Source organism: Agathobaculum sp., from assembly GCF_050946325.1.
GTDB lineage: Bacteria > Bacillota > Clostridia > Oscillospirales > Butyricicoccaceae > Agathobaculum.
This window is the reverse complement of sequence record NZ_JBMNUP010000012.1, coordinates 1-26,850: the sequence shown is the minus strand read 5'-3', so window position 1 is coordinate 26,850 and position 26,850 is coordinate 1. Positions and strand designations below refer to the sequence as shown.

Here is a 26,850-nt window from a genome sequence, read left to right as displayed (position 1 = left end):
TCTTACAACCGGTGCGCTGACATGCGAAAATGCCGTTCTCTGGACCGATGCGCAAATGGTAGTGAAAAAAGGTGCTACCTATGTGTCGGCGGAGTTGTTTGACTATGTAAAAGGCATCACAGCGGATTGGGACGGTGCCACCAATAGCGCAATTGTTACCACCGAAGTGCCGCGCGATAACGTATATTGCTATGACTTGGGAGAAGGAAAACTCAAACAGGGCGCCCGTGAAATCCCCTACCGAATGCAGGGGATTATCGGCGTACCGGAGGGGGAGAATCGTCCGGTTGTGATTATCCTGCACGGCTCTCATCCCATTCGTTCTGCCGCAGAAAATCGTTATGATTTGGGCTTTTCCTATTTGGTCAACCAACTGGCAGATGCCGGATATCTGGCACTTTCGATGAACGTGGGCATGAACTACTCTTTTGAAAACGGCGAACCGAACGGCTGCCAACGCACGGTGCAGATAGTAGAGCAGCAAAGCGCGCTTTTAAAACAGGCAATAGAAGGAAAAGAGGGGGTCTTTCCCTGCAGTCTGAAAAATAAGGGCGATTTGCATCAAGTGATTCTGGCAGGCCATTCCCGCGCAGGCCATGATGTGTTTGAAGTAACGAGCAAAACGGATGTGCTGGAGGTTCGGGGGCTGATTTCGGCGGCACCGGCCATTGTAAGTCCGTTGTCCGGTGCTCCTGCGGATGTGCCGGTTGGCATTATCATTCCTCAGTATGACGGGGATGTAAAAAGCCTGGATGGCGGTACTTTGTTTGACCAATTGGAAAACACGCCGCAGCGCAGCAGCGGGACCGAGCTTATCTATCTGAAAAACGCCAATCATAGTGGATTCAGCACGGCCTTGGTGCGTCCTGACCCCTTTGCAGACGCGGATTCGCTGCCGCTGGTAATGCAACCGGAGGCACAGCAGGCATTTTTCAGCGCTTATGTTAAGGATTTTGTCAAAAGTGTGCTGGAAAAAGGGAAAACACCGTTGGAGAATGCTGCTGTATTGCCGGAACAATACGTCGGCTTTCCCATCATGGCGCGGGTAGATACCGGCGGCGAGGTGTTGTATCGGGCCGCGCCGGATTCTGTTGTGGCGCTGCAAACGACAGATGCTACGGTGGAATCCGTAAACGCTTGCAGCACATTGAACCACACGGCGGGCGCGTTCCGTATTCCGGGCAACTTTATGCAATATGACCTGACGCGCGTGCGCTGGGAAAAAGCCGGAGCAGCCGTCGCCATCCCGGTATCGGCAGATTTAAGGCAGGCATCCTATGTGCAAATTGACCTGGCACAGGACAGTAGTGATGAACGCAACCGGCAGCAGGCTCAAAGCATGATCGTGACGCTGCGGGATGCAGCGGGGCGGAGCGCCTCCGTGCAGGTTGAGGCGGGCACACCTGCCCTCACCTGGCAAGCAGGTACGGTGGAAAGAATTCCCCTCGCCGGGCAGGAGGAACGGCTTCAGTACAGCACATTCACGCCTTTGGGAACGGTTCGGTTGAATCCGAAAGATTTTACCGGCGTGGATTTGGAACAGATCAGGCAAATAGAGCTGGCGTTTGAACAGCCGTCCGGCAGTATCATGCTGCGCGAGATACAATCGGTGAAATGATGCTGCGCTGGGTTTCTGATAGGGGCCGGAAGGAGGTGGGGGTGTTAGTCATCGAATGCAGCCAGATGAACGACATTATCAAGACTGCTTTTGTGCGTAATACGGCCATGATCTGTGGCATAATCGTGACGACTTTCTATTGCTGAATTCTTTCAAGTGCTTCCAGTAAATAATATCTCCGTAATACGCACTTTCGTCAACATTCTCATCGGAACATCCCAAATTTTTAACGCTCTATTTGTACGAACCAATTATAAATGGGCATGCTAATTGAAAGGTTTGCTCTCAATGATTCGATCACCATAGGCAGATAGTAGAGATTCTGCATAGTGATGTTAATACAAAGACTATGGCGTAAACAAGCCCGCTAAGTTGGACAGATACGAGGGCGGCATAGAGGTCTCGTGATATAGCGGGTAAATGTGGAAGACCTTGTTACAATAAAAACTCGGTAACGTTTGTATATAGGCGTAGCACAACTCGCGCGGAAGATTCTCTATATTCTGATATGCTTCTGCGAGCACAATAAAATATAGTTTACCTCATAAAAATCCCCCTAAAGGGCATGCTCCTTTAGGGGGATTTTGTTAAAACTGTTTATAACTGGGGTTGGAAACTGGGTGTTTGGTTAATTGGAGATATCTTCATTTGCAATACTGATATTAATGTTTGGAAATTGCTGTAAAATTTCTGGTGTGATCTGGTCATCTGTGATAATGTGATCGACAGAAGACAAATCTGCATAGCTAATGAATGCCATTTTCCCGAATTTGGTATAATCAGCCAAGCAGATTACATTAGAGGAGCAGGAAATAATTGTTCGCTTGATTTCGGCTTGCTCGCGAGAAAAGGTCATCAATCCTGCGGTCGGGCTGACTGCGCTAGCCCCCAGAAAACACTTTGTTGTTTTATATTGGAGGATGCTGTCAAGAGTGCTAGGCCCACCAAATAAAAGACTGTTTTCCTCACGTAACAACCGGCCGCCAATCATATAGAGAGAAACGGAATGCTTAGGCAGAAGTTCATTCATGATGTATGGGTCGTTGGTTAGGGCAATGATTTGTTGATTTTCAATGAGACGCACAAGTTCAAGGCAGGTGCTGCCTGCATCAAAAAAGATAATATCACCGTCCTGAATGAGTGAGAGTGCATGCAGAGCGATTTTGCGTTTTTCGGTAAGCTGGCTGTGCTTGCGCGGGGCAATAGGGAAGATTAGGTCTTCTTTTTTTTGCACTGCGCCGCCATGCACGCGGTCGAGAATACCCATTTGCTCCATGCGGATTAAATCTTGTCGTATGGTTTTCTCTGTTACGCCAATTTTTTTTGCAATGTCGCGTACATATACACAACCATTCTTTTCGAGCTCTTGAGTGATAATTTCCATTCGCTGTGGCAGTAACATGTATACATGACCTCCTTTATTATTTTATATGGTTTGTTCTTGGAGGGAGGTGTTTTCAAAAATAACTCCAAAACAAACAAAAATGAACTTTTACAAACTTAATTATAGTAAAAGAATGGAAAAAAAGCAAGCCTTATTTTAGAAAGATAGGGAATACTGTGCGATTGCATATAAATTGCAGTAAAAATTGTGCAACTATAAATTGTACATGTGGGAGTGCATAAAATTCTTAGAAGCTTTTTGAGAAAAGTGCTGAAATTTCCGAATTCGGAAAAATAGGTTTGAATTGGTTCGTAATATGTGATATTATAACGGCATAAGGGAAAAGAGAACTGAAATAAACCTATTCAGAAAAGCATTCAAACCGTTTGGGAAGGGATGTGCATAGAGTGTCCATAGTATGTTTTGGAGAGCTGATGATTGATATGGTTGCCGAAGAAAGGGGTTCTTTGGAAACGGTTCAATCGTTTACTCGTTTTGCAGGCGGTGCGGCTGCCAATGTTGCTGCACAGATCCAGCGGCTGGGTGGAAAGCCTGTTTTTATGGGGAAATTAGGCAGAGATGGATTCGGAAAATATCTGCTGCGCTATTTGGAACAAAATGGAGTGGACACGCATGCCGTGGTATTTGATGATGAGCGCCGCACAACGGTGGCGTATGTCACATTAGATGAGGATGGCATACCATCGTACTTATTTTACCGCAAAGGCGGAGCGTGCGTAAATTTACGGCCGGAAGAAATGGACCAACAGGCCATTGTGCAGGCGGATATATTCTATTTCAGCACTTTGACGCTGACGGAAGAGCCGCTTCGCAGCACGGCGCTTTATGCAATCAAGGCTGCACGGCGAACCGGCGCCTTGGTGGCGCTGGACCTCAACTACCGTGCAAGCGCATGGCCAAGTGAGAAAGAGGCCCGTAATGAAATCGATCGGGTATTGGAATATGTAGATATTCTTAAAGTGAATCGGGAAGAGTTGACATTTATTACAGACGGCTGCGCGGACAATGAAGCGTGTGTGCAGTTTGTGCAGGCAAGCAAGACGCTGAAGATGCTGGTTTTAACAGATGGTGCGGCCGGCTCGGTGATTTTCTTGAAGGATCAACTGCCGCTGCACATTCCTGCCTGCCATGACCGTCCGGTGGTAGATACTACTGGCGCAGGCGATTCTTACATGGGCGCCTTTTTGTATGCATTAGAACAGAACGGTTTGGAGTTGGACCGAGACAGTGTATGCCATGCAGGCATGCTGGCTGCAAAGGCGTCGGCATATACCGTATCCGGTAAGGGGGCAATTGCAGCCATGCCGGATGCACAGGCGCTTGAAGGATAAGGGGGCGGAGCAGAATGGCGGAGGTTTATGGATGGGTATCTAATATTCAGCGATTTTGCGTGCATGATGGCGACGGTATTCGGACGACGGTCTTTATGCAGGGATGTGCCCTGCGATGCCTGTGGTGCTGCAATCCGGAAAATATGTCACAGGGTCCAAAAATAAAGTATAATGACCAGCTATGCAGCGCCTGCGGACGATGTGTGGCGGCGTGTCCCAATGGCGCGCTGGAAGTGCGGGATGGAAAACTGTATATGGATCGGACCGTGTGTACAGGTTGTGGTAAATGCGTTTCAGCCTGTCCGAACGGAGCGCGCAGCCTGTGCGGCGCATATATGTCTGCAAGCGAAGTGCTTGCCCAGGTGAAACGAGATGTTGCATTCTATCGCAAGTCGGGCGGTGGTGTAACCCTCAGCGGCGGAGAATGCTTATTACAGCCTGATTTTTCTTATGCGCTGCTGACAGGCGCAAAGGAACACTTTATTCACACAGCGATTGAGACTTGCGGACAGGTCGATTGGCAGGCATTTGACCTGCTGCGGAAATATATCGATCAGTTTATGTTTGATATCAAACATACGGATCCGGTAAAACATCAGGAATTGACTGGCCAAAGCAATGCGCGGATCTTGGATAATATTAGCCGCCTTGCGTCGCATGGCGCGCGGATTATTCTTCGCACGCCTGTGATTGTAGGCTGCAATGACGATCTGGACACGCTGTTGGAAATTGCACGGATCGCCAAGGAAAATAAGGTAGAGCGGCTGGAGCTGCTTCCGTATCATAAACTGGGCATACGGAAATATGAAATGTTGGGATTGCAGTATGGAGGCGCCGCGTTTGAGACGCCGACGGACGATGCGCTGGAAGCGCGTACATCGGAAATGAGAAAGATCTTCCCACATACCATAATTAAGAAAATGTAATAGAAAATGCAGAAAGAGGAGGGAATTGGATTAGAAAATAAAAAATATATAAAATAAAAGGGATTGAGAAAGAACTGGGAAAAAGCACGAAAAGGAGATGACATCATGAAAAAAACTACAATGAAGAAGTTATTAGCGATGTTTACGGCAGCTACTATGGTGCTGACCATGGCCGCGTGCGGTGGAGGTAAGGATGAAAAGCCGGACGATCAGCAGACGCCGGATGCAGGGACGAGTGATGGGGGCGATGCAGCGTCCGAAATCGTTCTGAAGTATGCAGATATCAACTCGGTTGAGCATCCGAAAAATGTTGTTGCAGAGCATTTTATGGATGCGGTTGAGGAACGGACGGAGGGCCGCATCAAGTTTGAACGTTTTTATGATTCTTCCATTGGCTCGGCGCGTGAGATTGCTGAGGCGATGATGCAGGGCGCCGTGGATATGATGGCCGGCGGCTCGGGCGACGCTTCGGTATATGCTCCGGTTATGGAGATCCTGACAAACGGTCCATACCTGTATGACAGCCCGGAACACGGCGAAGCTGTTCTGCGTGAAGTTTGGGATGATGTTACCACGATGCTGCGTGATGCAGAGATGCAGCCGCTTTTCCCGTATTATATGGGCACCCGTCAGCTGGTTTCCAAAAAGCCGATTCGTACTTTTGAAGATTTCCAGGGCCTGCGCAAGCGCACGCTGGAAACGCCGTTCTTTATTGATATGTTCCGCGCGATGGGCGGTTCTCCCTCCCCGACCGCATTCAGCGAGGTTTATACTGCACTGCAGACCGGCGTTGTAGACGCTGCGGGCGGCGATGCGCAGAGCATCAACCTGCAGAAGTGGTACGAGCAGGCCAAGTATCTGACCAAGTATGATCTGATCCGCGTACAGACCATCATGGTAATGTCCAAGACTGCGTTTGATAAGCTGCCGGACGACCTGAAGGAAATCGTAAATGAGGTTGCTTGGGAACAGGTAGCCTGGGCCAACGAAATGGCTGCTGCTTCTGAGGAAGAGGTGCTGGACCAGCTGGCAGAGCAGGGCGTAGAGATCATTGAGCTGCCTGATGAGGAAAAGCAGAAGTTTAAGGATTCTCTGTCAACGTACACTGCGGATTACGCACAGTCTCTTGGCGACGATGTTAAGGCTCTGTATGACAAGATGATCGCGGTGGAAGTAGATAAGTAAGGCATAGGCATCGTAGATAAAGACAAAAAGGATCCCCGAAGAAAAAACGGAGGCCGGCGCGAAATACGCTTCGCGCCGGCTCCCGATGGGCTTTCGAAAGGAGGAGGGTGCATGAAAGTAGTACTTAACGGTATGCGAAAGTGCGTAGAGATCATCATTATGCTGCTTTATGCAATACTTTGTATTTCAACTTTGATTGGTGTTGCATCGCGTTTGATCCCTGGCTTTGAGGCGGTTTCGTGGAGCATGGAAGTCAGCCGCTATTCCATGATTTATATGGTTATGTTGACGAATTCGATTGCAATTAGAGAGCGCGACGAGATTATTTTTGAATATGTATATAAGCGTCTGCCAGTTAAACTGCAGTACTTTGCATCCGTAATTGGCGACTTGATTATTCTGATGTTCTTAGTGGTAATGTTCCGGTTTGGTCTGGAAGTTGCCGTGGATAATATGGTACAGATATCTCCGGCGCTGGGCCTGCCGATCACCTACGCATATGCTGCAATGCCTGTTGGCGCTGTGGTTATGATTATTGAAAAGCTGATTGTATTGGCAGTTGACCTGAAAACATCAATTAGGGCGTTCGCCGGCAAAGAGCTGATTCAGAAGGAGGGAGAAGCATGAACATACTGTTGATGTTTGGTATCTTCATTGTGCTGCTGCTGATTGGCGTTCCGATCTCGTTCTCTATCGGCGTATCCTCTCTTGTGATGATGTTTATTGAGGATATCCCTATGACGATGCTGATTACCAAAATGTTCGGCGGTCTGGACTCCTTCACAATTCTTGCAATTCCTTTTTACATCCTGACTGGCGCGATTATGAACAGCGGCAATCTAACAGAGCGTCTGGTTGGCTTTGCAGACAGCCTGGTTGGACACATTAAAGGCGGTCTGGCCCATGTAAACGTTCTTGCAAGTATGTTCTTTGCAGGCATTTCGGGCAGCTCAACCGCTGACTCCGCTTCCATTGGCGCGATGCTGGTTCCTGCGATGGAAAAGGAAGGATATGATAAGAAGTTTACCGCGGCGATTACGGCGGCTTCGTCGTCGATCGGCCCGATCATTCCGCCGAGCATCATGTTCATTCTGTACAGCTCGCTGACCGGCGTATCTGTTGCGGGTATGTTCTTCGGCGGCATGCTTCCTGGCATCATTCTTGGCGTATTCCAGATGATTTATGCATACGTCATGTATGACAAAGTGTTTACCCATAAGCGGGATGCGCAGGGCAATATCGAAAAGAAGCGTTTTTCGATCGGCAATGTGTGGCGCAACTTCAAAAAGGCTATCCTCGTTCTGGTTGTTCCGCTGATTATCATGGTTGGTATTACCACTGGTAAGTTTACTGCAACTGAGGCTGGCGTTGTTGCAGCGGCGTACAGCATGATTATGAGCCTGTTCGTATTTAAGACCCTCCGCGTAGGCGAGATTGGCAAAGTATTGCTGGATGCGGCCAAGAGCTGCGGCATGGTACTGTTCCTGCTTGCAACGGCAACGACTTTCGGCAACATGCTCACGATGATGAACTTCCCCAAGCTGGTTCTGGGTGCACTCACCTCGCTGACGGATAACGGACGGATTCTGTTCCTGATCATGATTCTGTTCTACTTTGTTATGGGCTTCTTCATGGACGGCACACCGATTCTGGTTATGTTCGCTCCGGCGTTCCATAACATCGCGGTCAGCCTTGGTTTTGATCCGATTTGGTTTGGTGTTACGATGGTTATCGCGGTTCTGGTTGGCGGCATTACTCCCCCTGTTGGCGTTCTGCTTTTTGTTAATGCAAAAATTGCAAAGATTTCGTTTGATGAAATTGTCAGCGCGATATGGCCGTTTGTTGCCATTATGATGCTTGTTGTTCTTCTGTGTTGGCTGGTGCCGCCGCTTGTTACCTTCTTGCCCAAGGTGCTGTTATAGAAAAAGGGAGCGTGAATGCGTATGGTAAAACGATATGATAGACCAGGCGAAGGCCATCCGTTATATGCAGAAGCTGTGCAGCATGGAGATACGCTGTATCTTGCAGGCGTGGCTCCGCTGGATGAAGCCCATCAGGTTGTTGGCGGGCAGGATGCAGGAAAACAGGCGGATGCCGTATTTGCAATTATTAAAGAAATCTTATCAGCCCATGGTGCAGATTTCGCAGACGTTCTGAAGATGACGGTTTATTTGCAGAATATTGAAGACAGGGCAGCGGTTGCTCGATCGCGAGAAAGATGGTTTGCAGGTGCGCGGCCTGCAAGTACATTAGTTGAGGTCAGCCGCCTTGGCTTGCCGGATATGCTGCTTGAAGTGGATGTTATCGCTGCATTGGATACATCGGGAAAGGGATGAAGGAATGAACCAGATCAAAGCCGGCGCGATGCGTACTGTTATTACGGGTCCAATTGGACTTCCTTTAGCGGGCTGCAGAACAGATCGCTATACCACCGGAAAAAAGGAAGAGCTATATGCCCGTGCGGTCGTGATCGAAGCAGATGAAACGGTTGCGCTTGTAACCTGCGATGTGCTTGCTGTGGATGAAGCGACAGTTGCGCGAATCCGCCAGTTTGCGTATGAAGGCTGCGGAATCCAGCCGGAAAACATTTTGATTTGTGCGACACACACGCATACTGCAATGGCAACTGTGCCGATTTTCAACACGGTGCCGGATCCCGCGTATATGGAATTTTTTGTACGCGCGGTTGCAGGCGCAATTGTTGGAGCGCACGCCGCAATGAAACCGGCGAAGCTCACTTACGGAATGGCGCGGGAGGACAGCATTTCGTTCAACCGCCGCGTGATTTTGAAGGACGGCACGGTTATTATTGGCGGTCTGGAGGACGAAACGCCTGTTGATACGATTCGGGAAATCGAAGGTGAGATCGATCCGGATATCGGTGTGATCGGCGTGAAGGATGAGAGCGATCAGTATATCGCGGTAATCAGCAATTTCTCTTGCCATTGCGACATTGTAACGGGTAAGGAGTACTCGTCAGACTATCCGACTTATGTGGAGAGAGAACTGAACAGCATGTTCCAGGGAGATTTCCCTGTGCTGGTATTGACAGGTGCAGCGGGTGATATCAACCATCTCAATGTAATGGACCCGGAGGCTGTTGCGTCTCGTTCGCGCTATTTCGATCCACTGGGTCAGGAGCATTGTGCAAAGTTTAGTAAGGTGCTTGCAGCGCAGATGGCGCTGGGCCTGTGCAAGGCTACGCCCATGTCTGCGCCGCGTATAGCGGTTTCGTGCGATGGCTTTGACGCAGATCTTCGTGCGCCGAGAGAATCTGAACTGTCATGGGCAGAAGAGATCCTGAAGCAGGACGATGTGCCGCTTAAGGAGCAGATCACAGCCAAGGAAATTTTCCGCCTGCAGCAGATGCAGAAGGAGGAGAAGATCGCGCGGCTGGAGATCCAGCTGATGCGGATTGGACCGGTTGACATTGTTGCGGTACCGTGCGAAGTGTTCTGCGAGATTGGTGTAGCGCTTAAGAAAATGTGCCCGGGTGAGATTACGCTGGTTTCTACGCTGACAAATGGCTATGATGGTTATATGATCACAGAAAAAGCGTATCATAACGGCGGATATGAGGCGCAAGCCGCATTTTCCAGCAAGTTGAGCGAGCATGCCGGAGAAGAACTGATCAAGCATGTGCATGCGCGCCTGACTGCGGGATAATAACGTGGAGGTGAAACAGAATGGAAATTCAGTCTTTACGATGTGATGCAACACCGCGCGTACAAAAGCTGCGAACGGAGGTATTCCAGTCTTCGCCGAAGGTATGCGCTGAGCGAGCGTTGCTGATTACGGAGTCTTATCAGGAAACCGTTGGTCAGCCGGTTATGCTGCGGCGCGCTATGGCGATGGACAAAATCCTGCGTGGCGTGAGCACTCCCATTTTGGAAGGCGAACTGACGGTTGGCCACTTGGGAAGCATGCGGCGCAGCGCGCCGGTCTATCCGGAAATGGATATTACATGGCTGGAACGCGAGCTGGATGACCTGTCGACGCGCGCATATGACCGGTTCGATATTACGGATGAGGTCAAGGAGTCGATTAGAGGGATTCTTCCGTACTGGCGTACCCAGAGCCTGCGCGATAACATTTTCGCTGCGATGCCGGAAGAAACGCGCAAGGCGCGCTTGGAGAGCGGTGTGTTTTCGATCACCGCGCACGAGGAGACCGGTTTTGGACATGTGCTGCTGCCGCATGAGCGGATTCTGCACGAAGGCCTCAGCGCGGTAATTGAGCGAATTGAAAAAGCGCGGGCTGCCCTTGATTTGACTGCAACAGCAAACCTGGATAAAGACATTTTCTATCGGGCGCAGCTGATTACGCTGCGTGCGGTGATTGCATGGGCAAACCGGTATGCAGATGAAGCGGAACGGCAGGCTCAGGAGCAAAAGGATGAGAAACGACGTCAGGAGCTGCTGAGAATTGCGAAGACCTGCCGCCGCGTTCCGGAGCATCCGGCGCGCAATTTCCAGGAAGCGCTACAGTGCATCTGGTTCCTGCATCTGGCGCCGCAGCTTGAGACGGATGGCGTTGCCATTACGATCGGCCGTCTGGACCAGTTTGCGTATCCGTTTGTTCGAGAAGAACTTGCGCAGGGACGTGCATGGGAAGATCTGCAGGAAGAGCTGGATTGCTTCTGGCTGAAGTTCGCAGAAATGGTAAAGCTGTATAATCTGGCCTCGGCGCAGGTTACTTCGGGCTTCCCGATGGGACAGAATATCATTGTAGGCGGTACGGATGAATATGGACAGGATGCATCAAACGATCTGACGTATATGTGCTTTGAAGCGCATCGCCATTGCCGCCTGTATGAGCCGAACTTCTCTGTGCGCATCAATACCAATACAGATGAGAAGTTTTTGCGTACACTGTGCGAAAATCTGCGTATGGGCACGGGACATCCGGTTGTATTTAATGAAGATATTGGCATTGCGTCGCTGGTGTCTTATGGGATTCCGCTGAAAGAAGCGCGTAATTATGCGCCGATTGGCTGCGTAGAAAATACGGTTGTGGAAATGTGGATGCGTTCCAACGGCGGTTATTTCTGTCTGGCCAAGGTGCTTGAACTGGCTATTCACAACGGCGAATGCCAGATGACCCATAAACAGGTTGGTCCCAAGACTGGTTATTTGGAAGACTTTGCGACATTTGAAGAATTCTTTGAAGCGCTGCGTAAGCAGATGGAATTCTTCACACGCCATTTGGTCACTGAGAATAATGTGATTGATTTGGTGCATAGCCGCATGATTCCGATCCCCTTTGTATCCTCGCTGTTTAACAGCTGCATTGAGGCTGGCAAGTGCGTCACACAGGGCGGTGCAAAATATAACTTTACCTGTCCTGGCGGCGTAGGCGTAGCCAATCTGGCAGACGGCTTGTCGGCAATTCGCTATCTGGTGTATGACAAGAAACGTGTGGATGCCAAGCGGCTGCGTTTAGCGCTGGCCAATGATTTTGCTGGCGAAGAGGAGCTGCAGCATATGCTGCAGGAAGAGCCTCCGCGCTATGGCAATGATGATCCGTATGCAGACCATTTGGCCCGAATTGGCGTGGATCTCTTCCTTGATGAGCTGGCAAAACATAAGAATTCACGAGGCGGACATTTTGTCGCCGGCTTGACGGCGATTACAGCGAATATTTCTTTCGGTAAAAATGTAGCTGCTACACCGGACGGCCGCAATGCAGGAACGCCGCTTGCTGAGGGTATTTCGCCAGCGCCGGGACGAGACGTTAAGGGACCGACAGCGGCCATGCGCTCTGTAGCGGCACTGGATCATACCCGCATTATGAAGGGTGTAATCTACAACCAGAAGTTCAACCCGACCGTTTTGGAGACGCCTGAAGGTGTTGCAAAGTTTACCGCCCTGCTGCGTGGTTACTGTGAGATCAAGGGTGCGCAGGTGCAGTTCAATGTAATTGACCGGCAGACTTTGATTGATGCGCAGGAGCATCCGGAGCAGTATCGTGACTTGGTTGTGCGCGTTGCAGGTTATAGCGCGTTCTATACCGAGTTGAGCAGGGAAGTACAAAATCAGATTATCGTCCGAACTGAATTTGGCGATGTATAAGGAGTGTGGAAGTATGGAAATGACAAGAGAAAAGCTGCTGCACCTGTTTGAGAAGATGGTCCAGACTCGATATTTTGAGGAAACGACCGAGCGCTTGAATAAGGAAAAGAAAATCAGCGGTAGTATTCATACCAGCGTAGGTGAAGAAGCGACTGCGGTTGGCGTTGCGGCAGCGCTGGGTGAAGGCGATTACATCTCGGCCTCATATCGAGATCTGGGCTGCCTGTTTGAGCGCGGCTTTGAGCCGATTGATATTGCAGGCATGCTGTATGCAAAGGCCTGCGGCGCTACCAATGGCAGAACTCGTGTGCTGCATGTAGGCAGCCTGGAGAAGCATATCCTGCCGGCAAACCCGATTCTTGGCGCATCCACTGCAATTGCGATTGGCGCAGCACTGGCAAACAAGAAGGACGGAAACGGCCTGGTTACGCTGAATATGTTTGGCGATGGCGCGAGCAATGAGGGCGCAGTACATGAAGCAATGAACTTTGCGGCTGTATTTAATCTTCCGATCGTATTCGTTGTCAAAAACAATCGTTACGCATGGTCCACGCCGACTGCGAACATTATCCCGACCACCATTCTGGCGGACCGCGCGAAGGCCTATGGCTTCCCAGGATATGTTGCAAACGGCAACGACGTATTGGATGTGTATGAGACCGTTAGCCGTGCGGTTGAGGATACCCGCGCTGGCAAGGGTCCGGCTCTGGTAGAGTGCCGCACCTATCGTCTGTCCGGCCACTCGGGTAACGATAAGAATGTATATCGTACCAAGAACGAAGTGATTCGCTGGCTGCAGGATTGTCCGATTCGCAAGCTGGAAGGGTACATTACCGCTGCGGGCTTTGCTTCGCAGGAAGAGGTGGATGCACTGAGACAGCGTGTACTGGATAAGGTGGATGCAGCGTTTGCTGAAGCGTGCTGCGCGCCGGATCCTGATGTTGAGACGCTGCTGAGTGAACGGCAGATGATTTGCTGATAAGCGGAACGGAGGTTTATTATGGCTGAAATGACCTATCTTGAGGCAATTAAGGATGGACTTCGTCAGGCGCTGTGCGCGGACGATCAAGTTTATCTGATCGGTGAGGATATTGGAGCATATGGCGGCTGCTACGGCGTAACGCAGGGGCTGCTGGAGGAATTTGGTCCGGAACGCGTTATGGATACGCCGATTTCGGAGATTGCGATTCTTGGTTCTTCTGTGGGCGCATCGCTGCTGGGCAAGCGTCCGGTTGCAGAAATCATGTATGCAGACTTTCTGCCGGTAGCGGCTGACCAGCTGATTAACCAGGCAGCGAAACTGCGCTATGTACTGGGTGAAGATGCGCGTATGCCGCTTACGGTACGCTCCCCCTATGGCGGCGGCGGCGGCTACTCGTTTAATCACTCGCAGAGCCCCGAGAGCTGGTTCCTGAATGCGCCGGGCCTGTCGATCGTTATGCCGTCCACGCCGGCAGATGCGAAGGGCTTGCTGCTCTCGTCCATTCAGAGCGACAACACGGTTCTTTACCTGGAGCAGAAGCACCTTTATAAGACTCTGAAGGGTGAGGTACCGGAAGGCTCTTACACCATTCCGCTTGGCAAGGGCGATATCAAGCGCGAAGGCAGCGATTTGACGATTGTGGCGACAGGCTGGATGGTACACCGCGCTCTGCGTGCAGCGGAAAAACTGCATGAGCAGGGAATTGAAGCGGAGGTTGTTGACCCGCGTACAATCAAGCCGCTGGATGAGGAACTGATCCTGACGTCCGTTCACAAGACCGGCCGTCTGATGACGGTATGTGAATCGCCGCTGACTGGCGGATTTGGCAGCGAAATTTGTGCAATCGTCAGCGAGAAGGGCTTCTCTTCTCTCAAGGCTGCACCGGTGCGCCTGGCATCTCCGGATCTGCCGGTTCCGTTTGCGCCGGCAGCAGAAGCGCGTTACTATCCTGATGTGGATCGCATTGCGCAGGCGGCTGCTACGCTGGTTCGGGAATAAAAACGAATAAGGAGCATAGGGTCTTGTGCTCCGTTGCAGAACCCACCCATATGAGGGTGGGTTTTCTGTTCAATAAAGAGAAAAACACGAATAAATGTAAATCGGAGTATTTGACAGTAAATAAAGGCAGTGCAATACACATTACGTTAGAAAACGATAATGACAAAAAGCATAAAATATGCTATTCTAATATATAAAGGGAAGTTTTGCAGGATTGATGCAAAACTTCTTGCATTTTTTTGCAAAACCGCTTAGAATAGAGACGGAAAATGCATGAGGAAATGCAGGAGTGTATCATGAATGATTTGATTAGCAAGATTCAAAGTGAACTGCCCAGATTTTCGAAGGGGCAGAAGCAAATTGCACGCTATATTTTGGAACACTACGATAAGGCGGCGTTCCTGACGGCAAGCCGTTTGGGTGCGACGGTGGGAGTGAGCGAATCAACGGTAGTTCGCTTTGCATCTGAACTCGGCTATGAGGGGTATCCACATTTGCAGCGCGCTTTGCAGGAGATGATTCGCAATAAACTGACCTCTGTACAGCGGATTGAGGTATCAAAGGACCGCATGGGTGGGCGCGATGTGCTGCAAACCGTATTGCATGCGGATATGGATATGATACGCATGACACTGGATAGCATAGATCGTGATGCATTTCAAGGCGCGGTAGATGCACTGACAGGCGCGCGGCGTATTTATATTCTTGGTGTGCGCTCCTCCAGTGCGCTGGCGAACTTTTTGGGATTTTATTTTAATCTGCTGTTCGATAATGTGATACTGCTTCATACCAACAGTGTCAGCGAAATTTTTGAACAGATTTTGCGTATTGGTGAAGAGGATGTGTTTTTTGGCATCAGTTTTCCGCGTTATTCCAAACGCACGCTGAGTGCTATGAAATATGCGGGAGACAGAGGGGCGCGCGTTATTGCGCTGACCGACTCACAGCTTTCTCCGCTGGCGCGTGCGGCAGACCATGTGCTTCTGGCACATAGCGATATGGCCAGCTTTGTGGACTCGCTGGTTGCGCCGTTGTCCGTTGCCAACGCTTTGATTGTTGCGATTGGCATGAGCCGAAGGGGTGAGATCGAGCAGACCTTCAATTCGCTTGAGCGCATCTGGGAAGAGTATGATGTGTATGAAAAGGCGGAGGATGAAGGAACGTGAATATCATTGTAGTCGGCGGTGGCGCGGCAGGATTGATGGCAGCGGGAACGGCGGCGGAAAACGGCGCGCATGTGACCCTGTTTGAAACAAACGAAAAGGTGGGGCGAAAGCTGTTTATCACAGGCAAGGGCCGGTGCAATGTGTGCAATAACTGCGATATACCGACGGTTCTTCAGAACGTACCGGTCAATCCGCGTTTTTTGTATTCCGCGCTGGGCTGCTTTGCTCCGGCCGATGTGATGGCGTTTTTTGAGAGCCACGGCGTGCCTCTCAAAACCGAGCGCGGCAACCGCGTATTTCCGGTATCGGATCACGCTGCGGATATCATTGACGCACTTTTTACATGGATCAAACGCAGCGGTGTTATCATAAAACGGGAGACCGTGCAGGAGCTGGTGATACGGGACGGCCGCGTATGCGGCGTGCAGGCAGGCGGAGCGGTTTCTTATGCGGATCGCGTGATTGTAGCAACGGGCGGCGCCTCCTATCCGCAGACCGGTTCCACCGGGGACGGCTACCGCTTTGCCAAAACAGCGGGGCATACGGTCGTACCGCCCAATCCATCGCTTGTGCCGCTGGTCACGCCCGGCGGCTGTGAAGAGCTGATGGGACTGAGCCTGCGCAATGTGCAGGTTACCGTGTTTGAGGATAATAAAAAGCTGTGGTCGGATTTTGGTGAAATGCTGTTTACGCATTTCGGTGTGTCCGGACCGCTGATTCTGTCCGCATCTGCGCACATGCGGCACTTCGGAAGCAGGGCATATCATCTGGAAATCGATCTCAAGCCTGCGCTGGACGAAAAAACGCTGGATAAGCGGTTGCTGTCGGATTTTGACAAGCACAAAAACAGCGATTTTATCAATGCGCTGGGCGATCTGCTGCCGCGCAAGCTCATCCCGGTGGTGGTGCGGTATTCCGAGATTGACCCGCACGCCAAGGTCAACGGGATCACCAAGGCGCAGCGGGCGGCGCTGCTGCACACGCTCAAGCACTTTTTGGTGGTTGTTTCAGGCAAGCGTCCCATCGCAGAGGCAATCGTAACCACCGGGGGAGTCAATGTGCGTGAAGTCAGCCCCAAAACGATGGAGTCGAAAAAATGCACGGGCCTGTATTTTGCAGGCGAGGTGCTGGACGTGGATGCCTACACGGGCGGCTTTAATTTACAGATCGCGTGGGCGACCGGCCGATTGGCCGGCTTGTCGGCAGCGCAGCGGGAGGAAAAGTAATGGGCTATATTGCAGTAGCGATAGACGGGCCTTCGGGCGCGGGAAAATCCACGGTAGCGCGCGCGGCGGCAGCACGGCTGGGCTATGTATATGTGGATACCGGCGCGATGTATCGGGCAATCGGGCTGGCCGTTTGCCGCCGCGGCATTGAGGAGGGGGATACGGCGGGAATCCTTGCAGTTTTGCCGGAGATCCGCCTTGCAATCACCTATCAAAATGGCGCGCAGCATGTTCTGCTGAACGGTGAGGATGTATCGGAAGCGATCCGCACCCCGGAAATTGCGCGATATGCGTCTAAGGTGTCGGCGGTGCCGGCGGTGCGGCAGTTTCTGCTCGATGTGCAGCGCGGCATGGCGGAAAACGGCAATATCCTGATGGATGGCCGCGATATCGGCACGGTGATTCTGCCGCAGGCACAGGTCAAGATTTTTTTGACCGCCTCGGTGGAGGCGCGTGCGGAGCGGCGCTATCTGGAGCTGCGTGAAAAAGGACAGGACGTGACGCGGGAGCAGGTGGCGGCTGATATCGCGGAGCGGGACCGGCAGGATATGACCCGTGCGATCGCTCCGCTGCGGCAAGCGGAGGACGCGGTGCTGCTGGACACGAGTGCGCTGACGCTGGAGGAGAGCATCCAGGCCGTGCTGCGCATCATACAGGAAAAAACAGAGGAGTAAACAAATGAAGTTCAAATATCACCGCTGGTTTCAGTGGATTGCCGTGCCGTTTGTGGCGCTGGCCTTTCATATTTATTTCGGCTATAAGGTCATCGGACGGGAAAATATTCCGGAGGGCGGCTGTGTGGTCTGCCCGAACCATGTGCAGCTTTCCGATCCGCCGTTTGCGGCAGTCGCTCTGACCCACCGCACGCCGCTGCGCCTGATGGCGAAAAAAGAGCTGTTCCGCAAAAAAGCTTTTGCCTGGCTGATCGCGGCGCTGGGCGCGTTTCCGATCGACCGGGAAGGGGCGGATATCACAGCGATCAAAACCGCGCTGGGCAGCGTAAAGGCGGGGCAGAAGCTGATTATTTTCCCGCAGGGTACGCGCGGCGCAGCCGAAGGAGAGACCAAAAAGGGTGCAGCGATGCTGGCGGTTAAGTCCCGTGCGCCCATCCTGCCGATGTACATCACGGAAAACAAGGGCTTCCGCTGCAAGGCGACGGTCGTGATCGGTGAGCCGTTCCGGCCGGATCCGGCGGAAAAGGATTATGCGGTGATAGCGGATGACATCCTGCGCCGTATTTACGCCCTGAAGGAGCAGGTATGAGCGTTACTGTAGCGGATACAGCCGGATTTTGCTTCGGTGTGCGCCGTGCAGTCGATCTGGCGGAGCAGCAGGCTGAAAAACATGGGAAGATTTATGCATATGGGGAAATCATCCATAACGCCCATGAGATTGCGCGCCTGGAAAAACAGGGCGTATGTACCGCAAACACCTTGGATGAGATACCGGACGGGGCCAGGGTGCTGATTCGTGCGCATGGTGTGCCGCGCGCTGTCTATCGTACGCTGGAGAGTAAGGGCTGCGAGGTGTTTGATGCGACCTGTCCCTTTGTCCATAAAATACACAGTATTGTGAATGAGCAAAGTGAGGCTGGGCGGCTGATTGTTATTTTTGGCAGTCAAAACCATCCCGAAGTGCTCGGCATACAGGGCTGGTGCGGTGAATCTGTTGTTTTGGAGAATGAAGAGCAGGCCAGAATCTTTGCAGAGCAACTGGAACCGGCAGATAAACCGGTCTCTGTGGTGGCGCAGACGACAGTCAACAGAGCAGTTTGGAATATTTCCGTCGGTTTGATAAAAAAAAGGTGTACAAACCTCAAAATTTTTGATACAATATGTAAAGCGACGGATGAGCGCCAGTCGGAGGCTCGTCTGCTTGCCGGAAAGTCGGATCAAATGATCGTGATCGGCGACAAAAAGAGTTCCAACACAAAACGGCTGTATGAAATCAGTCGTTCGCTGTGTAACAATGTGCTTTATATCGAGGATGTCGCTGAGCTTACTACGCAGGAGCTCAGACGGAATGGGCGCGTCGGGATCACGGCAGGAGCATCGACACCGGCATGGATAATTAAGGAGGTCAGTAACATGATGAGCGAAGAAACCAAGATTGAAAATGGCGAGGACTTTGCAGCAATGCTGGAAGAGTCCTTCAAGACTTTAAATACAGGAGAGAAAGTCACCGGCACCGTAGTAGCAGTTTCCACGACCGATGTACAGGTCGACCTCGGCGTTAAGCACACTGCGTATATCCCGCTGAGCGAGCTGTCTGACGACCCCAACTTTGATGTTGCCGCCAATGTACATCCTGGCGATGAAATCGAAGCGGTTGTTGTCCGCGTAAACGACGGTGAGGGTACGGTTACCCTGTCCAAGAAGCGCGTAGATCAGCTCAAGGGCTGGGAGACGGTTGAGAAGGCTTACGAGGAGCACACCGCTGTGGAAGGCGTTATCATTGAAGAGAACCGCGGCGGCGTGGTTGCAACTGCGTTCGGCGTACGCGTCTTCATTCCGGCCAGCCAGACCGGCGTGCCGAAGGATCAGCCGATGAACCAGCTGGTCAAGACCAAGCAGTCCTTCTATATCACGGAGATCAACCGTCAGCGCAAGCGCGTAGTCGGTTCTATCCGCCAGATTCAGCAGGAAGCCCGCAAGGCTGCCGCAGAGCAGATTTGGGGCACCATCGAGATTGGCAACGAGTACGAGGGCACGGTCAAGTCGCTGACCTCCTATGGCGCGTTTGTTGACATCGGCGGCGTGGACGGCATGGTTCACATCTCTGAGCTGAGCTGGGGCCGCATCAAGCACCCGTCCGAGGTTGTTGCTGTTGGCGACAAGGTCAAGGTGTTTGTAATCGGACTGGACAAGGAAAACAAGAAGATCTCCCTCGGCTACAAGCGCGAGGAGGACAATCCGTGGAACGTGTTCAAGTCCAAGTACGACATCGGCTCTGTGGCTGAGGTTAAGATCCTCAAGTTCATGCCGTTCGGCGCGTTCGCAGAGATCGTTCCGGGCGTGGACGGCCTGATTCATATTTCTCAGATTGCGGATCACCGCATCGCCAAGCCCGAGGATGTACTTGAGGTTGGTCAGCAGGTTGAGGCCAAGATCATCGACATCAACGATGAAAAGAAGAAGGTTTCCCTGTCGATCCGTGCGCTGCTCCTCGGCGACGACGAGTACGACGAGGAATAATTCCTGCATAACGAAGAAGCACCTTGATGGGTGCTTCTTTTTTGTGGTAAAATGCCATCTGCTATGATATAATAAGGCATCAAATACAGTGATAGGGGATAGAAAGAAGGATGCACTATGAAAAAGCAACTGCAAGGTATCGGAATGATATTGTTTGGCATGCTGCTGCTCTGGTTTTCTGAAATTGACCCATGGGTGCCGATCGTTGAAGGTTTGGGTACCGTGTCACTGTGGGGCGGACTGGTGGCCGGCATCATCGGCGTGGTGCTGCTGTTTCGGAAAGATAACTGACCGCGCGGCAGGGATATCAAAGTCATTGGCCGGTATGATAAATGCACAGTGGTCAGAAGGAGTGGAATATGAAAAAACTGGTAATTTATATACATGGCAGGGGCGGCAGTGCGGCTGAGGCAGCGCGGTATCAGCCGCTTTTTCCGGATGCAGATGTGATCGGCTTTGCGTATCAGGCACAAAATCCGTGGCAGGCCGCGGAAGAGTTCCCGCGTTTTGTGGATACATACCGTAAGATCTATGATGTGGTTTGGATGATCGCCAACAGCATCGGGGCATTTTTTGCGTTATCCGCACTGGATCAAAAGCGTATAGACAGAGCGTTTTTGATTTCGCCGGTGGTGGATATGGAGCGGCTGATCGGGGATATGATGGACTGGGCTGGCGTCAGTGAAGAACAACTGGAAAAACAGCGGGAAATCACGACCGATTTCGGAGAAATACTCTCGTGGGATTATTTGCGCTATGTGCGCTCGCATCCAATCCGCTGGGATGTGCCGACCAGCATTCTGCATGGGGAGCGGGATCACCTGACTTCCCAGGAGACGATTTTCGCTTTTGCTGAAAAATTTTCTGCCAAGCTGACAGTTATGCAGGGCGGGGAACATTGGTTCCATACAGAAAAACAGCTGCAGTTTTTGGATGATTGGCTGGGAAAATCCGCAGAGTGATATATGACAAATGCAGAGAAGCGCCGGACAGGGCGCTTCTTTTTTCTCTTGATTCGGCGTATACTGACCCCGGAAAGGAGGTGTGCAGATGCGGCGGCGCAGGTATCGCAAACAAGGAAGGGTTGTGTTGCTGCTGTTTGCTATGGCGGCCGCGGCAATTGCGGGGCTGATGCTCACCGCGCGGATGCAGCGGATCTTTCTGGAATATGCCGCCAATGTGTGCGAGGACAGTGCCCTGCAGGAAATCAACAACCTGATGCAGGAGCTGGTGTTTTCCGACCCCGGCACCTACGCCGACATGGTTATACTGGAGCGGGATAGCGAGAATCATGTGACCGCGCTGCGCACCGATGTGCTGGCAATCGGACGGATTAAGGCGCAGCTTGTCAACGGACTGTTCGAGCGGCTGGAGGATCTCGAACATACCACGGTCGAAGTGCCGCTTGGTACGGTGTTCGCACCGCATTACTTCAGCGGCATGGGGCCGAGCGTGGATATCGGCATGGCAGGTTTGACGCAGATGGAGGCGGAATTCATCAGCGCATTTTCTGCCGCCGGCATCAACCAGACCCGCCACAACATTATCATCGAGATACATGCGGGCTTCCGCATTTTAACGCCGCTCGGCGCGGAGGACCGCGAGATCGTGACCCGTTTTCCGGTAACGGATACGGTGATCGTCGGCACAGTGCCGGAACGCTATATGCAAATCGATGAGCTGAGCGGGGACTTGCTGGGCGAGATCAGCGATTATGATAATTCCTCGGAAAACGGAAAATAATACTTCCGAACAGGGAAAAAATTTGGTATACTATATTCTGTATTGGAATGTGAAGGGGTGCTTGCATGGATGCCTTCGGGCAGATCACCGCATTGCGTGAAAAGCTGCGGTATCACAATGAAAAATATTATAATGAAGATGCACCGGAAATTTCGGATTACGAATACGACATGATGCAGCGCGAACTGCGTGCGCTGGAGGCTGAACATCCCGAGCTGGCGGATGAGAATTCCCCAACACAGCGGGTTGGCGGCAGCGCTTCCGGCCGGTTTGCCAAGGTGCAGCATGCGTATCCGCTGGAAAGCCTGCAGGATGTGTTTTCCTTTGACGAGCTGACAGAGTTTTATACCCGTGTAGAGGGTGCGGTCGGGCAGGCAGAATATGTAGTTGAGTATAAGATCGACGGCCTTTCGGTTGCGCTGGAATATGTGGACGGCGTATTTGTGCGCGGCGCCACGCGCGGCGACGGTCAGGTGGGCGAGGATGTGACCGCCAACCTGAAAACCATCAGGGAAATCCCGCAAAGGCTCGAAAACGCACCGCCGCACCTGATCGTGCGCGGTGAAGTTTATATGAAACGATCCGTATTTGAGGCGCTCAACCGGGAACTCGAGCTGCATGAAAAGCCGCTGCTCGCCAATCCGCGCAATGCGGCGGCGGGTTCGCTGCGGCAAAAGGACAGCCGAATCACCAAGGCGCGCAAGCTTTCGATTTTCTGTTTTAATATTCAGAATACGGATGAGCTGACGTTGGAAAGCCATACGGCGGCGCTGGACTATCTCAAACGGCTGGGTTTTCCGGTCAGTCCGCGGTATCCGGTTTATGCTGCGCCGATGGAGGTGCAGCGTGAGATTGAGCAAATGGGTGAAACGCGCGGTGAGCTGGATTTTGATATCGACGGCGCAGTCGTCAAGGTCAATTCCTTTGCGCAGCGCAGCGTGCTCGGCTCAACGGCTAAGTTTCCGCGGTGGGCGGCGGCATATAAATACCCGCCCGAGGTTAAGCAGACCCTGCTTCGGGATATTGTGATCTCGGTCGGACGGACGGGCGTGCTGACGCCGAACGCCGTACTCGAACCGGTGCGGCTGGCGGGCACAACGGTTTCCCGCGCAACACTGCATAACCGCGATTTTATCCGCCAGCTGGATGTGCGCATCGGCGATACGGTATCCGTCCGCAAGGCGGGCGAGATCATCCCCGAAATCATCGGGGTTGTGGAAGACAAGCGTCCCGCGCAGACGCAGCCCTATGAAATGCCGGCGTTTTGTCCGGTGTGCGGCGCGCCGGTGTTTAACGATGAAGAGGAAGCGGCGATCCGCTGCACCGGTGCGGCCTGCCCTGCACAGCTGCTGCGCAACCTGATGCATTTTGCTTCGCGCGACGCCATGGATATCGACGGCTGCGGCGAAGGCAACCTGCAAAAGCTGATTGATGCGGGACTGGTGAAATCCGCCGCCGACCTGTATGACCTGACGGTTGAGCAGTTGTTACCGCTCGGCAAAAAGGTGGATACATGGGCGAACAACCTGCTGCGCGGCATCGAGGCAAGCAAAACGCGTGACCTGTCTCGGCTGCTGTTCGCCTTCGGGATCCGGCACGTCGGTCAAAAAGCGGGCAGGGTGCTGAGCGACCATTTCGGCAGTCTGGATGCGCTGTTGGCCGCGCCGGTGGAGGAGATGACCGCCATCCGCGATATCGGGCAGACCACTGCGGAAAGTATCGCCGCGTGGCGTGCGCTTGAGCAGTCGCAGGTGCTCATTGAAAAACTGCGTGCGGCAGGCGTTAATTTTATCGGAGAAAAAACCGCGAAAAGCGATCTGCTGGCAGGCAAGACCATTGTGGCTACGGGCAGCCTGACGCTTTATACCCGCAAGGAGATCAACGATCTGATCGAATCGCTTGGCGGCAAGGCGTCCGGCTCGGTTTCCAAAAAAACGAGCTATGTCGTAGCCGGAGAAAACGCAGGCAGCAAGCTGCAAAAAGCGGCGGAACTGGGCATTCCGGTTTTAACAGAAGAAGAATTCAAAAAAATGATAGAGCAGGAGGAATCTTGACATGGCAATTTCGAGAAAAGAAATTGAACACATCGCATCCCTTGCGCGTCTGGACTCGACAGGCGGTATCTTTGACCGTCTGGCGGACGACATGCAGGGTATCGTCGGCATGGTGGACAAGCTGGCCGAACTGGACTTGGGCGACATCACCGACGTGATTAACACCGAGCGCAAGAACGCGTTCCACGAGGATGAGGTCATTCAGGAATATACCCCGGATGAGCTGATCGAGCCGAACGCACCGGATTTTCAGGCGGGCGGCGTTGCCGTTCCGCGCGTGGTCGAATAAGAGGAGGGACAGAATATGGCACTTTACGAAAAAACAGCGGCCGAGCTGTCCGCTCTGCTGGCAAGCAAGGAAATTTCAGCGGTCGAGCTGGCGAAGGACGTTTTCGCCCGCACCGCAGCAGTGGAAGACAAGGTGCAGGGTTATGTAACCGTCACTGAAGAAGCTGCGCTGGCGCAGGCGGAAGCGGTGGACCGGAAGCGCGCCGCCGGGGAGGAACTGTCCGCACTGGCCGGTATTCCGGTTGCAATTAAGGACAACATTTGCACCAAGGGTACGCTGACCACTTGCGCTTCCAAGATCCTGCATAATTTCAAGCCGCCGTATAACGCCACAGTGATGGACAAGCTGGCAGCGCATGATATCGTTATGACCGGCAAGGCGAATATGGATGAGTTTGCAATGGGTTCTTCCTGTGAAAACTCCGCTGTTCATCCGACACACAACCCGCACGGCCTGAACCGTGTTCCGGGCGGCTCGTCCGGCGGCTCGGCGGCGGTCGTGGCATCGGGCGAAGTCCCGCTGTCGCTTGGCTCGGATACCGGCGGATCGATCCGCCAGCCGGCATCGTTCTGCGGCGTGGTCGGCCTTAAGCCGACGTACGGCGCGGTATCCCGCTACGGCCTGATCGCCTTTGCGTCGTCGCTTGACCAGATCGGTCCGTTTGGCCGTTCGGTCGAGGATACGGCGATGCTGTTTGACGCGATCACCGGCCATGACCCGCTGCATGATTCGACCTCGGTGCAGGCACCGTTTGCAGGCTCGACTCGCGCTAACCTGAACGCCGACATCAAGGGCATGAAGATCGGTCTGCCGAAGGAGTATTTCGGCGCCGGTATTTCGGATGAGGTGCGCGAGCATGTGCTTGCTGCTGCGGAAACCTACAAAAATCTCGGCGCTGAGGTATTTGAAATCTCGCTGCCGCTGGTTGAATATGCACTGCCGGTGTATTACATCCTGTCCTCTGCTGAGGCATCGTCCAATCTGGCGCGGTTTGACGGTGTAAAATACGGCTACCGTACGCCGAATGCAGGCGATGATCTGATCGCACTGTATACCAAATCCCGCTCGGAAGGCTTCGGTGCAGAGGTGCAGCGCCGCATCATGCTGGGCACCTATGTGCTGTCTTCCGGCTATTATGATGCCTATTATAAAAAAGCGCGTGCGGCACAGCGCAAGATCCGTGAAGAGTTTGCCGCTGCCTTTGAAAAGTGCGATGTAATCCTCACCCCGGTCGCGCCGACCACCGCGTATGAGATCGGCGCCAAAACGACCAACCCGCTTGAAATGTATGCCGGCGATATCTGCACGGTATCGGTCAACATCGCGGGTCTGCCGGGTCTGGTGCAGCCCTGCGGCTTCGATCAGAACAAAATGCCGATCGGTATGCAGCTCATCGGCCCGCGCTTCGGCGAGCAGACCCTGCTGAACGCCGGTTTGGCCTTTGAGCAGGCATCCGGTCTGAAAAATATCATCGCGGCACTGTAAAGGAGGAAACGACAAATGAAATACGAAGCTGTCATCGGCCTTGAGGTGCACGCGGAGCTTTCTACCAAAAGCAAAATTTACTGCTCGTGCTCGACCTCGTTCGGCGCGCCGATCAATACCCATACCTGCCCGGTCTGCACCGGTATGCCGGGCGCACTACCCGTGCTGAATAAGCAGGTCGTCCACTATGCAGCCAAGATGGGCAAGGCGACCGGCTGCACGGTCAACCAGCTCTGCAAGGCGGACCGCAAAAACTACTTTTATCCGGATCTGCCCAAGGCGTACCAGATTTCGCAGTTTGATGTGCCGATCTGCGAAAACGGCGAAGTGTTCTTCTATGTTGACGGCGAAAAGAAGTCCTGCCGTTTGGAACGCATCCACTTTGAAGAGGATGCGGGCAAGCTGCTGCACGACGAGATCGACGGCACGGTTGTGGACTTTAACCGCTGCGGCGTACCGCTGATTGAAATGGTCACCAAGCCTGATCTGCATTCCTCGGCGGAAGCGAAGGAATTCCTCGAAATGATCAAGACCACGCTGTCCTATCTGGATATCTGCGACTGCAAGATGGAGGAAGGTTCGATCCGGTGCGACGTCAACGTATCCATCCGCCCGGAGGGTTCGGAAGAGCTGGGTACCCGTGTGGAGATGAAGAACATCAACACCTTCTCGGGTGCGGTGCGTGCGATCGATTACGAGATCAACCGCCAGATCGAGGTGGTCGAGGCCGGCGGTGAGATCCAGCAGGAGACCCGCCGCTGGGATGATGTGAAGCTCAAGAACACGGTCATGCGCACCAAGGAGGATGCGCAGGATTACCGGTATTTCCCCGATCCGGACCTGATCGCGGTCGAAATTTCGGATGAGTGGATGCAGCAGATCGAAAGTGAAATTCCGGAGCTGCCAATCTCGCGTTATGAGCGGTATCTGAACGAATATGGCATGACGGCGATGGAAGCACGCCTGATTTCGGACAGCTTTGCCAAGGCCGAGCTGCTGGATGCGGCGGCCAAGCAGGTCAAGCCCAAGGCGGCAGCGAACTGGATTCTGTCGGATATTTCCAAGTATCTGAACGACAAGGCAGTAGAACTGCCGGACACTAAGCTGACAGCGGATAAGCTGGTCGATCTGATCCGTTTGATCGAGGCCGGTACGATTTCGGGCGCAGCAGGCAAA

At 52.7% G+C, this 26,850-nt stretch carries 24 protein-coding genes; 23 read left to right on the top strand and 1 reads right to left on the bottom strand.

Annotation, left to right across the window (positions count from 1 at the left end; genetic code table 11):
- Window positions 1-1,618, top strand: a 1,618-nt coding sequence (locus tag ACOYIE_RS02375; protein WP_433410467.1) for a hypothetical protein, incomplete at its 5' end; no start/stop codon positions are given.
- A 628-nt stretch (window positions 1,619-2,246) separates the two neighbouring features.
- Here ACOYIE_RS02375 and ACOYIE_RS02370 read toward each other — a convergent pair.
- On the bottom strand, window positions 2,247-3,020 hold the full coding sequence (locus tag ACOYIE_RS02370) for a DeoR/GlpR family DNA-binding transcription regulator (RefSeq protein WP_433410465.1): 774 nt from the start codon (window positions 3,018-3,020) through the stop codon (window positions 2,247-2,249).
- A gap of 389 nt (window positions 3,021-3,409) precedes the next feature.
- On the opposite strand from ACOYIE_RS02370, the gene ACOYIE_RS02365 reads away from it, so the two are divergent.
- The 22 genes from ACOYIE_RS02365 to gatB all read left to right on the top strand — a co-directional run.
- Complete coding sequence (locus ACOYIE_RS02365; protein WP_433410463.1) at window positions 3,410-4,354, top strand: carbohydrate kinase family protein; 945 nt, start codon at window positions 3,410-3,412, stop codon at window positions 4,352-4,354.
- Between the two features lie 14 nt (window positions 4,355-4,368).
- Window positions 4,369-5,280, top strand: a complete 912-nt coding sequence (locus tag ACOYIE_RS02360) for a glycyl-radical enzyme activating protein (RefSeq protein ID WP_433410461.1) — start codon at window positions 4,369-4,371, stop codon at window positions 5,278-5,280.
- Between the two features lie 105 nt (window positions 5,281-5,385).
- On the top strand, window positions 5,386-6,465 hold the full coding sequence (locus ACOYIE_RS02355; protein ID WP_433410459.1) for a TRAP transporter substrate-binding protein: 1,080 nt from the start codon (window positions 5,386-5,388) through the stop codon (window positions 6,463-6,465).
- A 111-nt stretch (window positions 6,466-6,576) separates the two neighbouring features.
- A complete protein-coding gene (locus ACOYIE_RS02350) occupies window positions 6,577-7,092 on the top strand; it encodes a TRAP transporter small permease (RefSeq protein WP_433410457.1) in 516 nt (171 codons plus the stop codon).
- Window positions 7,089-8,387, top strand: a complete 1,299-nt coding sequence (locus tag ACOYIE_RS02345; protein ID WP_433410455.1) for a TRAP transporter large permease — start codon at window positions 7,089-7,091, stop codon at window positions 8,385-8,387. The genes ACOYIE_RS02350 and ACOYIE_RS02345 overlap by 4 nt, the downstream gene beginning before the upstream one ends.
- Window positions 8,388-8,408: 21 nt before the next feature.
- Window positions 8,409-8,801: a RidA family protein gene (locus ACOYIE_RS02340; protein ID WP_433410454.1), complete on the top strand. Its 393-nt coding sequence runs from the start codon at window positions 8,409-8,411 to the stop codon at window positions 8,799-8,801.
- A gap of 4 nt (window positions 8,802-8,805) precedes the next feature.
- Complete coding sequence (locus tag ACOYIE_RS02335; protein WP_433410452.1) at window positions 8,806-10,131, top strand: neutral/alkaline non-lysosomal ceramidase N-terminal domain-containing protein; 1,326 nt, start codon at window positions 8,806-8,808, stop codon at window positions 10,129-10,131.
- A 20-nt stretch (window positions 10,132-10,151) separates the two neighbouring features.
- The gene (locus tag ACOYIE_RS02330; protein WP_433410450.1) at window positions 10,152-12,536 is read left to right on the top strand and encodes a glycyl radical protein; all 2,385 of its coding nucleotides are present in this window, start codon (window positions 10,152-10,154) and stop codon (window positions 12,534-12,536) included.
- Window positions 12,537-12,549: 13 nt separating this feature from the next.
- Window positions 12,550-13,515 (top strand): thiamine pyrophosphate-dependent dehydrogenase E1 component subunit alpha, encoded by a 966-nt coding sequence (locus ACOYIE_RS02325; RefSeq protein ID WP_433410448.1) that lies wholly within the window; start codon window positions 12,550-12,552, stop codon window positions 13,513-13,515.
- Between the two features lie 21 nt (window positions 13,516-13,536).
- The gene (locus ACOYIE_RS02320; RefSeq protein ID WP_433410446.1) at window positions 13,537-14,517 is read left to right on the top strand and encodes an alpha-ketoacid dehydrogenase subunit beta; all 981 of its coding nucleotides are present in this window, start codon (window positions 13,537-13,539) and stop codon (window positions 14,515-14,517) included.
- A 296-nt stretch (window positions 14,518-14,813) separates the two neighbouring features.
- Complete coding sequence (locus ACOYIE_RS02315) at window positions 14,814-15,683, top strand: MurR/RpiR family transcriptional regulator (protein WP_433410445.1); 870 nt, start codon at window positions 14,814-14,816, stop codon at window positions 15,681-15,683.
- Window positions 15,680-16,909 (top strand): NAD(P)/FAD-dependent oxidoreductase, encoded by a 1,230-nt coding sequence (locus ACOYIE_RS02310; protein WP_433410444.1) that lies wholly within the window; start codon window positions 15,680-15,682, stop codon window positions 16,907-16,909. The genes ACOYIE_RS02315 and ACOYIE_RS02310 overlap by 4 nt, the downstream gene beginning before the upstream one ends.
- Window positions 16,909-17,583: a (d)CMP kinase gene (gene cmk, locus ACOYIE_RS02305; protein WP_433410442.1), complete on the top strand. Its 675-nt coding sequence runs from the start codon at window positions 16,909-16,911 to the stop codon at window positions 17,581-17,583. Before ACOYIE_RS02310 ends, cmk begins: the two co-directional genes overlap by 1 nt.
- Window positions 17,584-17,587: 4 nt before the next feature.
- On the top strand, window positions 17,588-18,172 hold the full coding sequence (locus ACOYIE_RS02300; protein ID WP_433410440.1) for a lysophospholipid acyltransferase family protein: 585 nt from the start codon (window positions 17,588-17,590) through the stop codon (window positions 18,170-18,172).
- Window positions 18,169-20,103 carry a bifunctional 4-hydroxy-3-methylbut-2-enyl diphosphate reductase/30S ribosomal protein S1 gene (locus ACOYIE_RS02295; RefSeq protein ID WP_433410439.1) on the top strand — a complete coding sequence of 645 codons (1,935 nt, stop codon included), beginning with the start codon at window positions 18,169-18,171 and terminating at the stop codon, window positions 20,101-20,103. Before ACOYIE_RS02300 ends, ACOYIE_RS02295 begins: the two co-directional genes overlap by 4 nt.
- A gap of 117 nt (window positions 20,104-20,220) precedes the next feature.
- Complete coding sequence (locus ACOYIE_RS02290) at window positions 20,221-20,394, top strand: hypothetical protein (protein WP_433410437.1); 174 nt, start codon at window positions 20,221-20,223, stop codon at window positions 20,392-20,394.
- Window positions 20,395-20,462: 68 nt separating this feature from the next.
- A complete protein-coding gene (locus ACOYIE_RS02285) occupies window positions 20,463-21,065 on the top strand; it encodes an alpha/beta hydrolase (protein ID WP_433410435.1) in 603 nt (200 codons plus the stop codon).
- Window positions 21,066-21,192: 127 nt separating this feature from the next.
- A complete protein-coding gene (yunB, locus tag ACOYIE_RS02280) occupies window positions 21,193-21,846 on the top strand; it encodes a sporulation protein YunB (RefSeq protein WP_433410433.1) in 654 nt (217 codons plus the stop codon).
- Window positions 21,847-21,911: 65 nt separating this feature from the next.
- Window positions 21,912-23,900 carry an NAD-dependent DNA ligase LigA gene (gene ligA / locus ACOYIE_RS02275; RefSeq protein WP_433410431.1) on the top strand — a complete coding sequence of 663 codons (1,989 nt, stop codon included), beginning with the start codon at window positions 21,912-21,914 and terminating at the stop codon, window positions 23,898-23,900.
- 1 nt (window position 23,901) lies between these two features.
- Window positions 23,902-24,189, top strand: coding sequence for an Asp-tRNA(Asn)/Glu-tRNA(Gln) amidotransferase subunit GatC (gatC, locus tag ACOYIE_RS02270; RefSeq protein WP_031475449.1), 288 nt, complete (start codon window positions 23,902-23,904; stop codon window positions 24,187-24,189).
- 15 nt (window positions 24,190-24,204) lie between these two features.
- Window positions 24,205-25,674, top strand: a complete 1,470-nt coding sequence (gene gatA / locus ACOYIE_RS02265; RefSeq protein ID WP_031475447.1) for an Asp-tRNA(Asn)/Glu-tRNA(Gln) amidotransferase subunit GatA — start codon at window positions 24,205-24,207, stop codon at window positions 25,672-25,674.
- A 15-nt stretch (window positions 25,675-25,689) separates the two neighbouring features.
- Window positions 25,690-26,850 (top strand): Asp-tRNA(Asn)/Glu-tRNA(Gln) amidotransferase subunit GatB (gene gatB, locus ACOYIE_RS02260; RefSeq protein WP_433410429.1); only part of this gene is annotated, 1,161 nt, incomplete at its 3' end.

Coding starts and splice junctions, on each gene's coding strand:
- ACOYIE_RS02345 (WP_433410455.1), top strand. CDS start 7,089: ATGAACATACTGTTGATGTTTGGTATCTTCATTGTGCTGCTGCTGATT.
- ACOYIE_RS02300 (WP_433410440.1), top strand. CDS start 17,588: ATGAAGTTCAAATATCACCGCTGGTTTCAGTGGATTGCCGTGCCGTTT.
- ACOYIE_RS02330 (WP_433410450.1), top strand. CDS start 10,152: ATGGAAATTCAGTCTTTACGATGTGATGCAACACCGCGCGTACAAAAG.
- ACOYIE_RS02290 (WP_433410437.1), top strand. CDS start 20,221: ATGAAAAAGCAACTGCAAGGTATCGGAATGATATTGTTTGGCATGCTG.
- ACOYIE_RS02295 (WP_433410439.1), top strand. CDS start 18,169: ATGAGCGTTACTGTAGCGGATACAGCCGGATTTTGCTTCGGTGTGCGC.
- ACOYIE_RS02325 (WP_433410448.1), top strand. CDS start 12,550: ATGGAAATGACAAGAGAAAAGCTGCTGCACCTGTTTGAGAAGATGGTC.
- ACOYIE_RS02340 (WP_433410454.1), top strand. CDS start 8,409: ATGGTAAAACGATATGATAGACCAGGCGAAGGCCATCCGTTATATGCA.
- ACOYIE_RS02335 (WP_433410452.1), top strand. CDS start 8,806: ATGAACCAGATCAAAGCCGGCGCGATGCGTACTGTTATTACGGGTCCA.
- ACOYIE_RS02370 (WP_433410465.1), bottom strand. CDS start 3,020: ATGTTACTGCCACAGCGAATGGAAATTATCACTCAAGAGCTCGAAAAG.
- ligA (WP_433410431.1), top strand. CDS start 21,912: ATGGATGCCTTCGGGCAGATCACCGCATTGCGTGAAAAGCTGCGGTAT.
- ACOYIE_RS02285 (WP_433410435.1), top strand. CDS start 20,463: ATGAAAAAACTGGTAATTTATATACATGGCAGGGGCGGCAGTGCGGCT.
- cmk (WP_433410442.1), top strand. CDS start 16,909: ATGGGCTATATTGCAGTAGCGATAGACGGGCCTTCGGGCGCGGGAAAA.
- ACOYIE_RS02315 (WP_433410445.1), top strand. CDS start 14,814: ATGAATGATTTGATTAGCAAGATTCAAAGTGAACTGCCCAGATTTTCG.
- ACOYIE_RS02320 (WP_433410446.1), top strand. CDS start 13,537: ATGGCTGAAATGACCTATCTTGAGGCAATTAAGGATGGACTTCGTCAG.
- ACOYIE_RS02350 (WP_433410457.1), top strand. CDS start 6,577: ATGAAAGTAGTACTTAACGGTATGCGAAAGTGCGTAGAGATCATCATT.
- ACOYIE_RS02360 (WP_433410461.1), top strand. CDS start 4,369: ATGGCGGAGGTTTATGGATGGGTATCTAATATTCAGCGATTTTGCGTG.
- ACOYIE_RS02355 (WP_433410459.1), top strand. CDS start 5,386: ATGAAAAAAACTACAATGAAGAAGTTATTAGCGATGTTTACGGCAGCT.
- gatA (WP_031475447.1), top strand. CDS start 24,205: ATGGCACTTTACGAAAAAACAGCGGCCGAGCTGTCCGCTCTGCTGGCA.
- gatC (WP_031475449.1), top strand. CDS start 23,902: ATGGCAATTTCGAGAAAAGAAATTGAACACATCGCATCCCTTGCGCGT.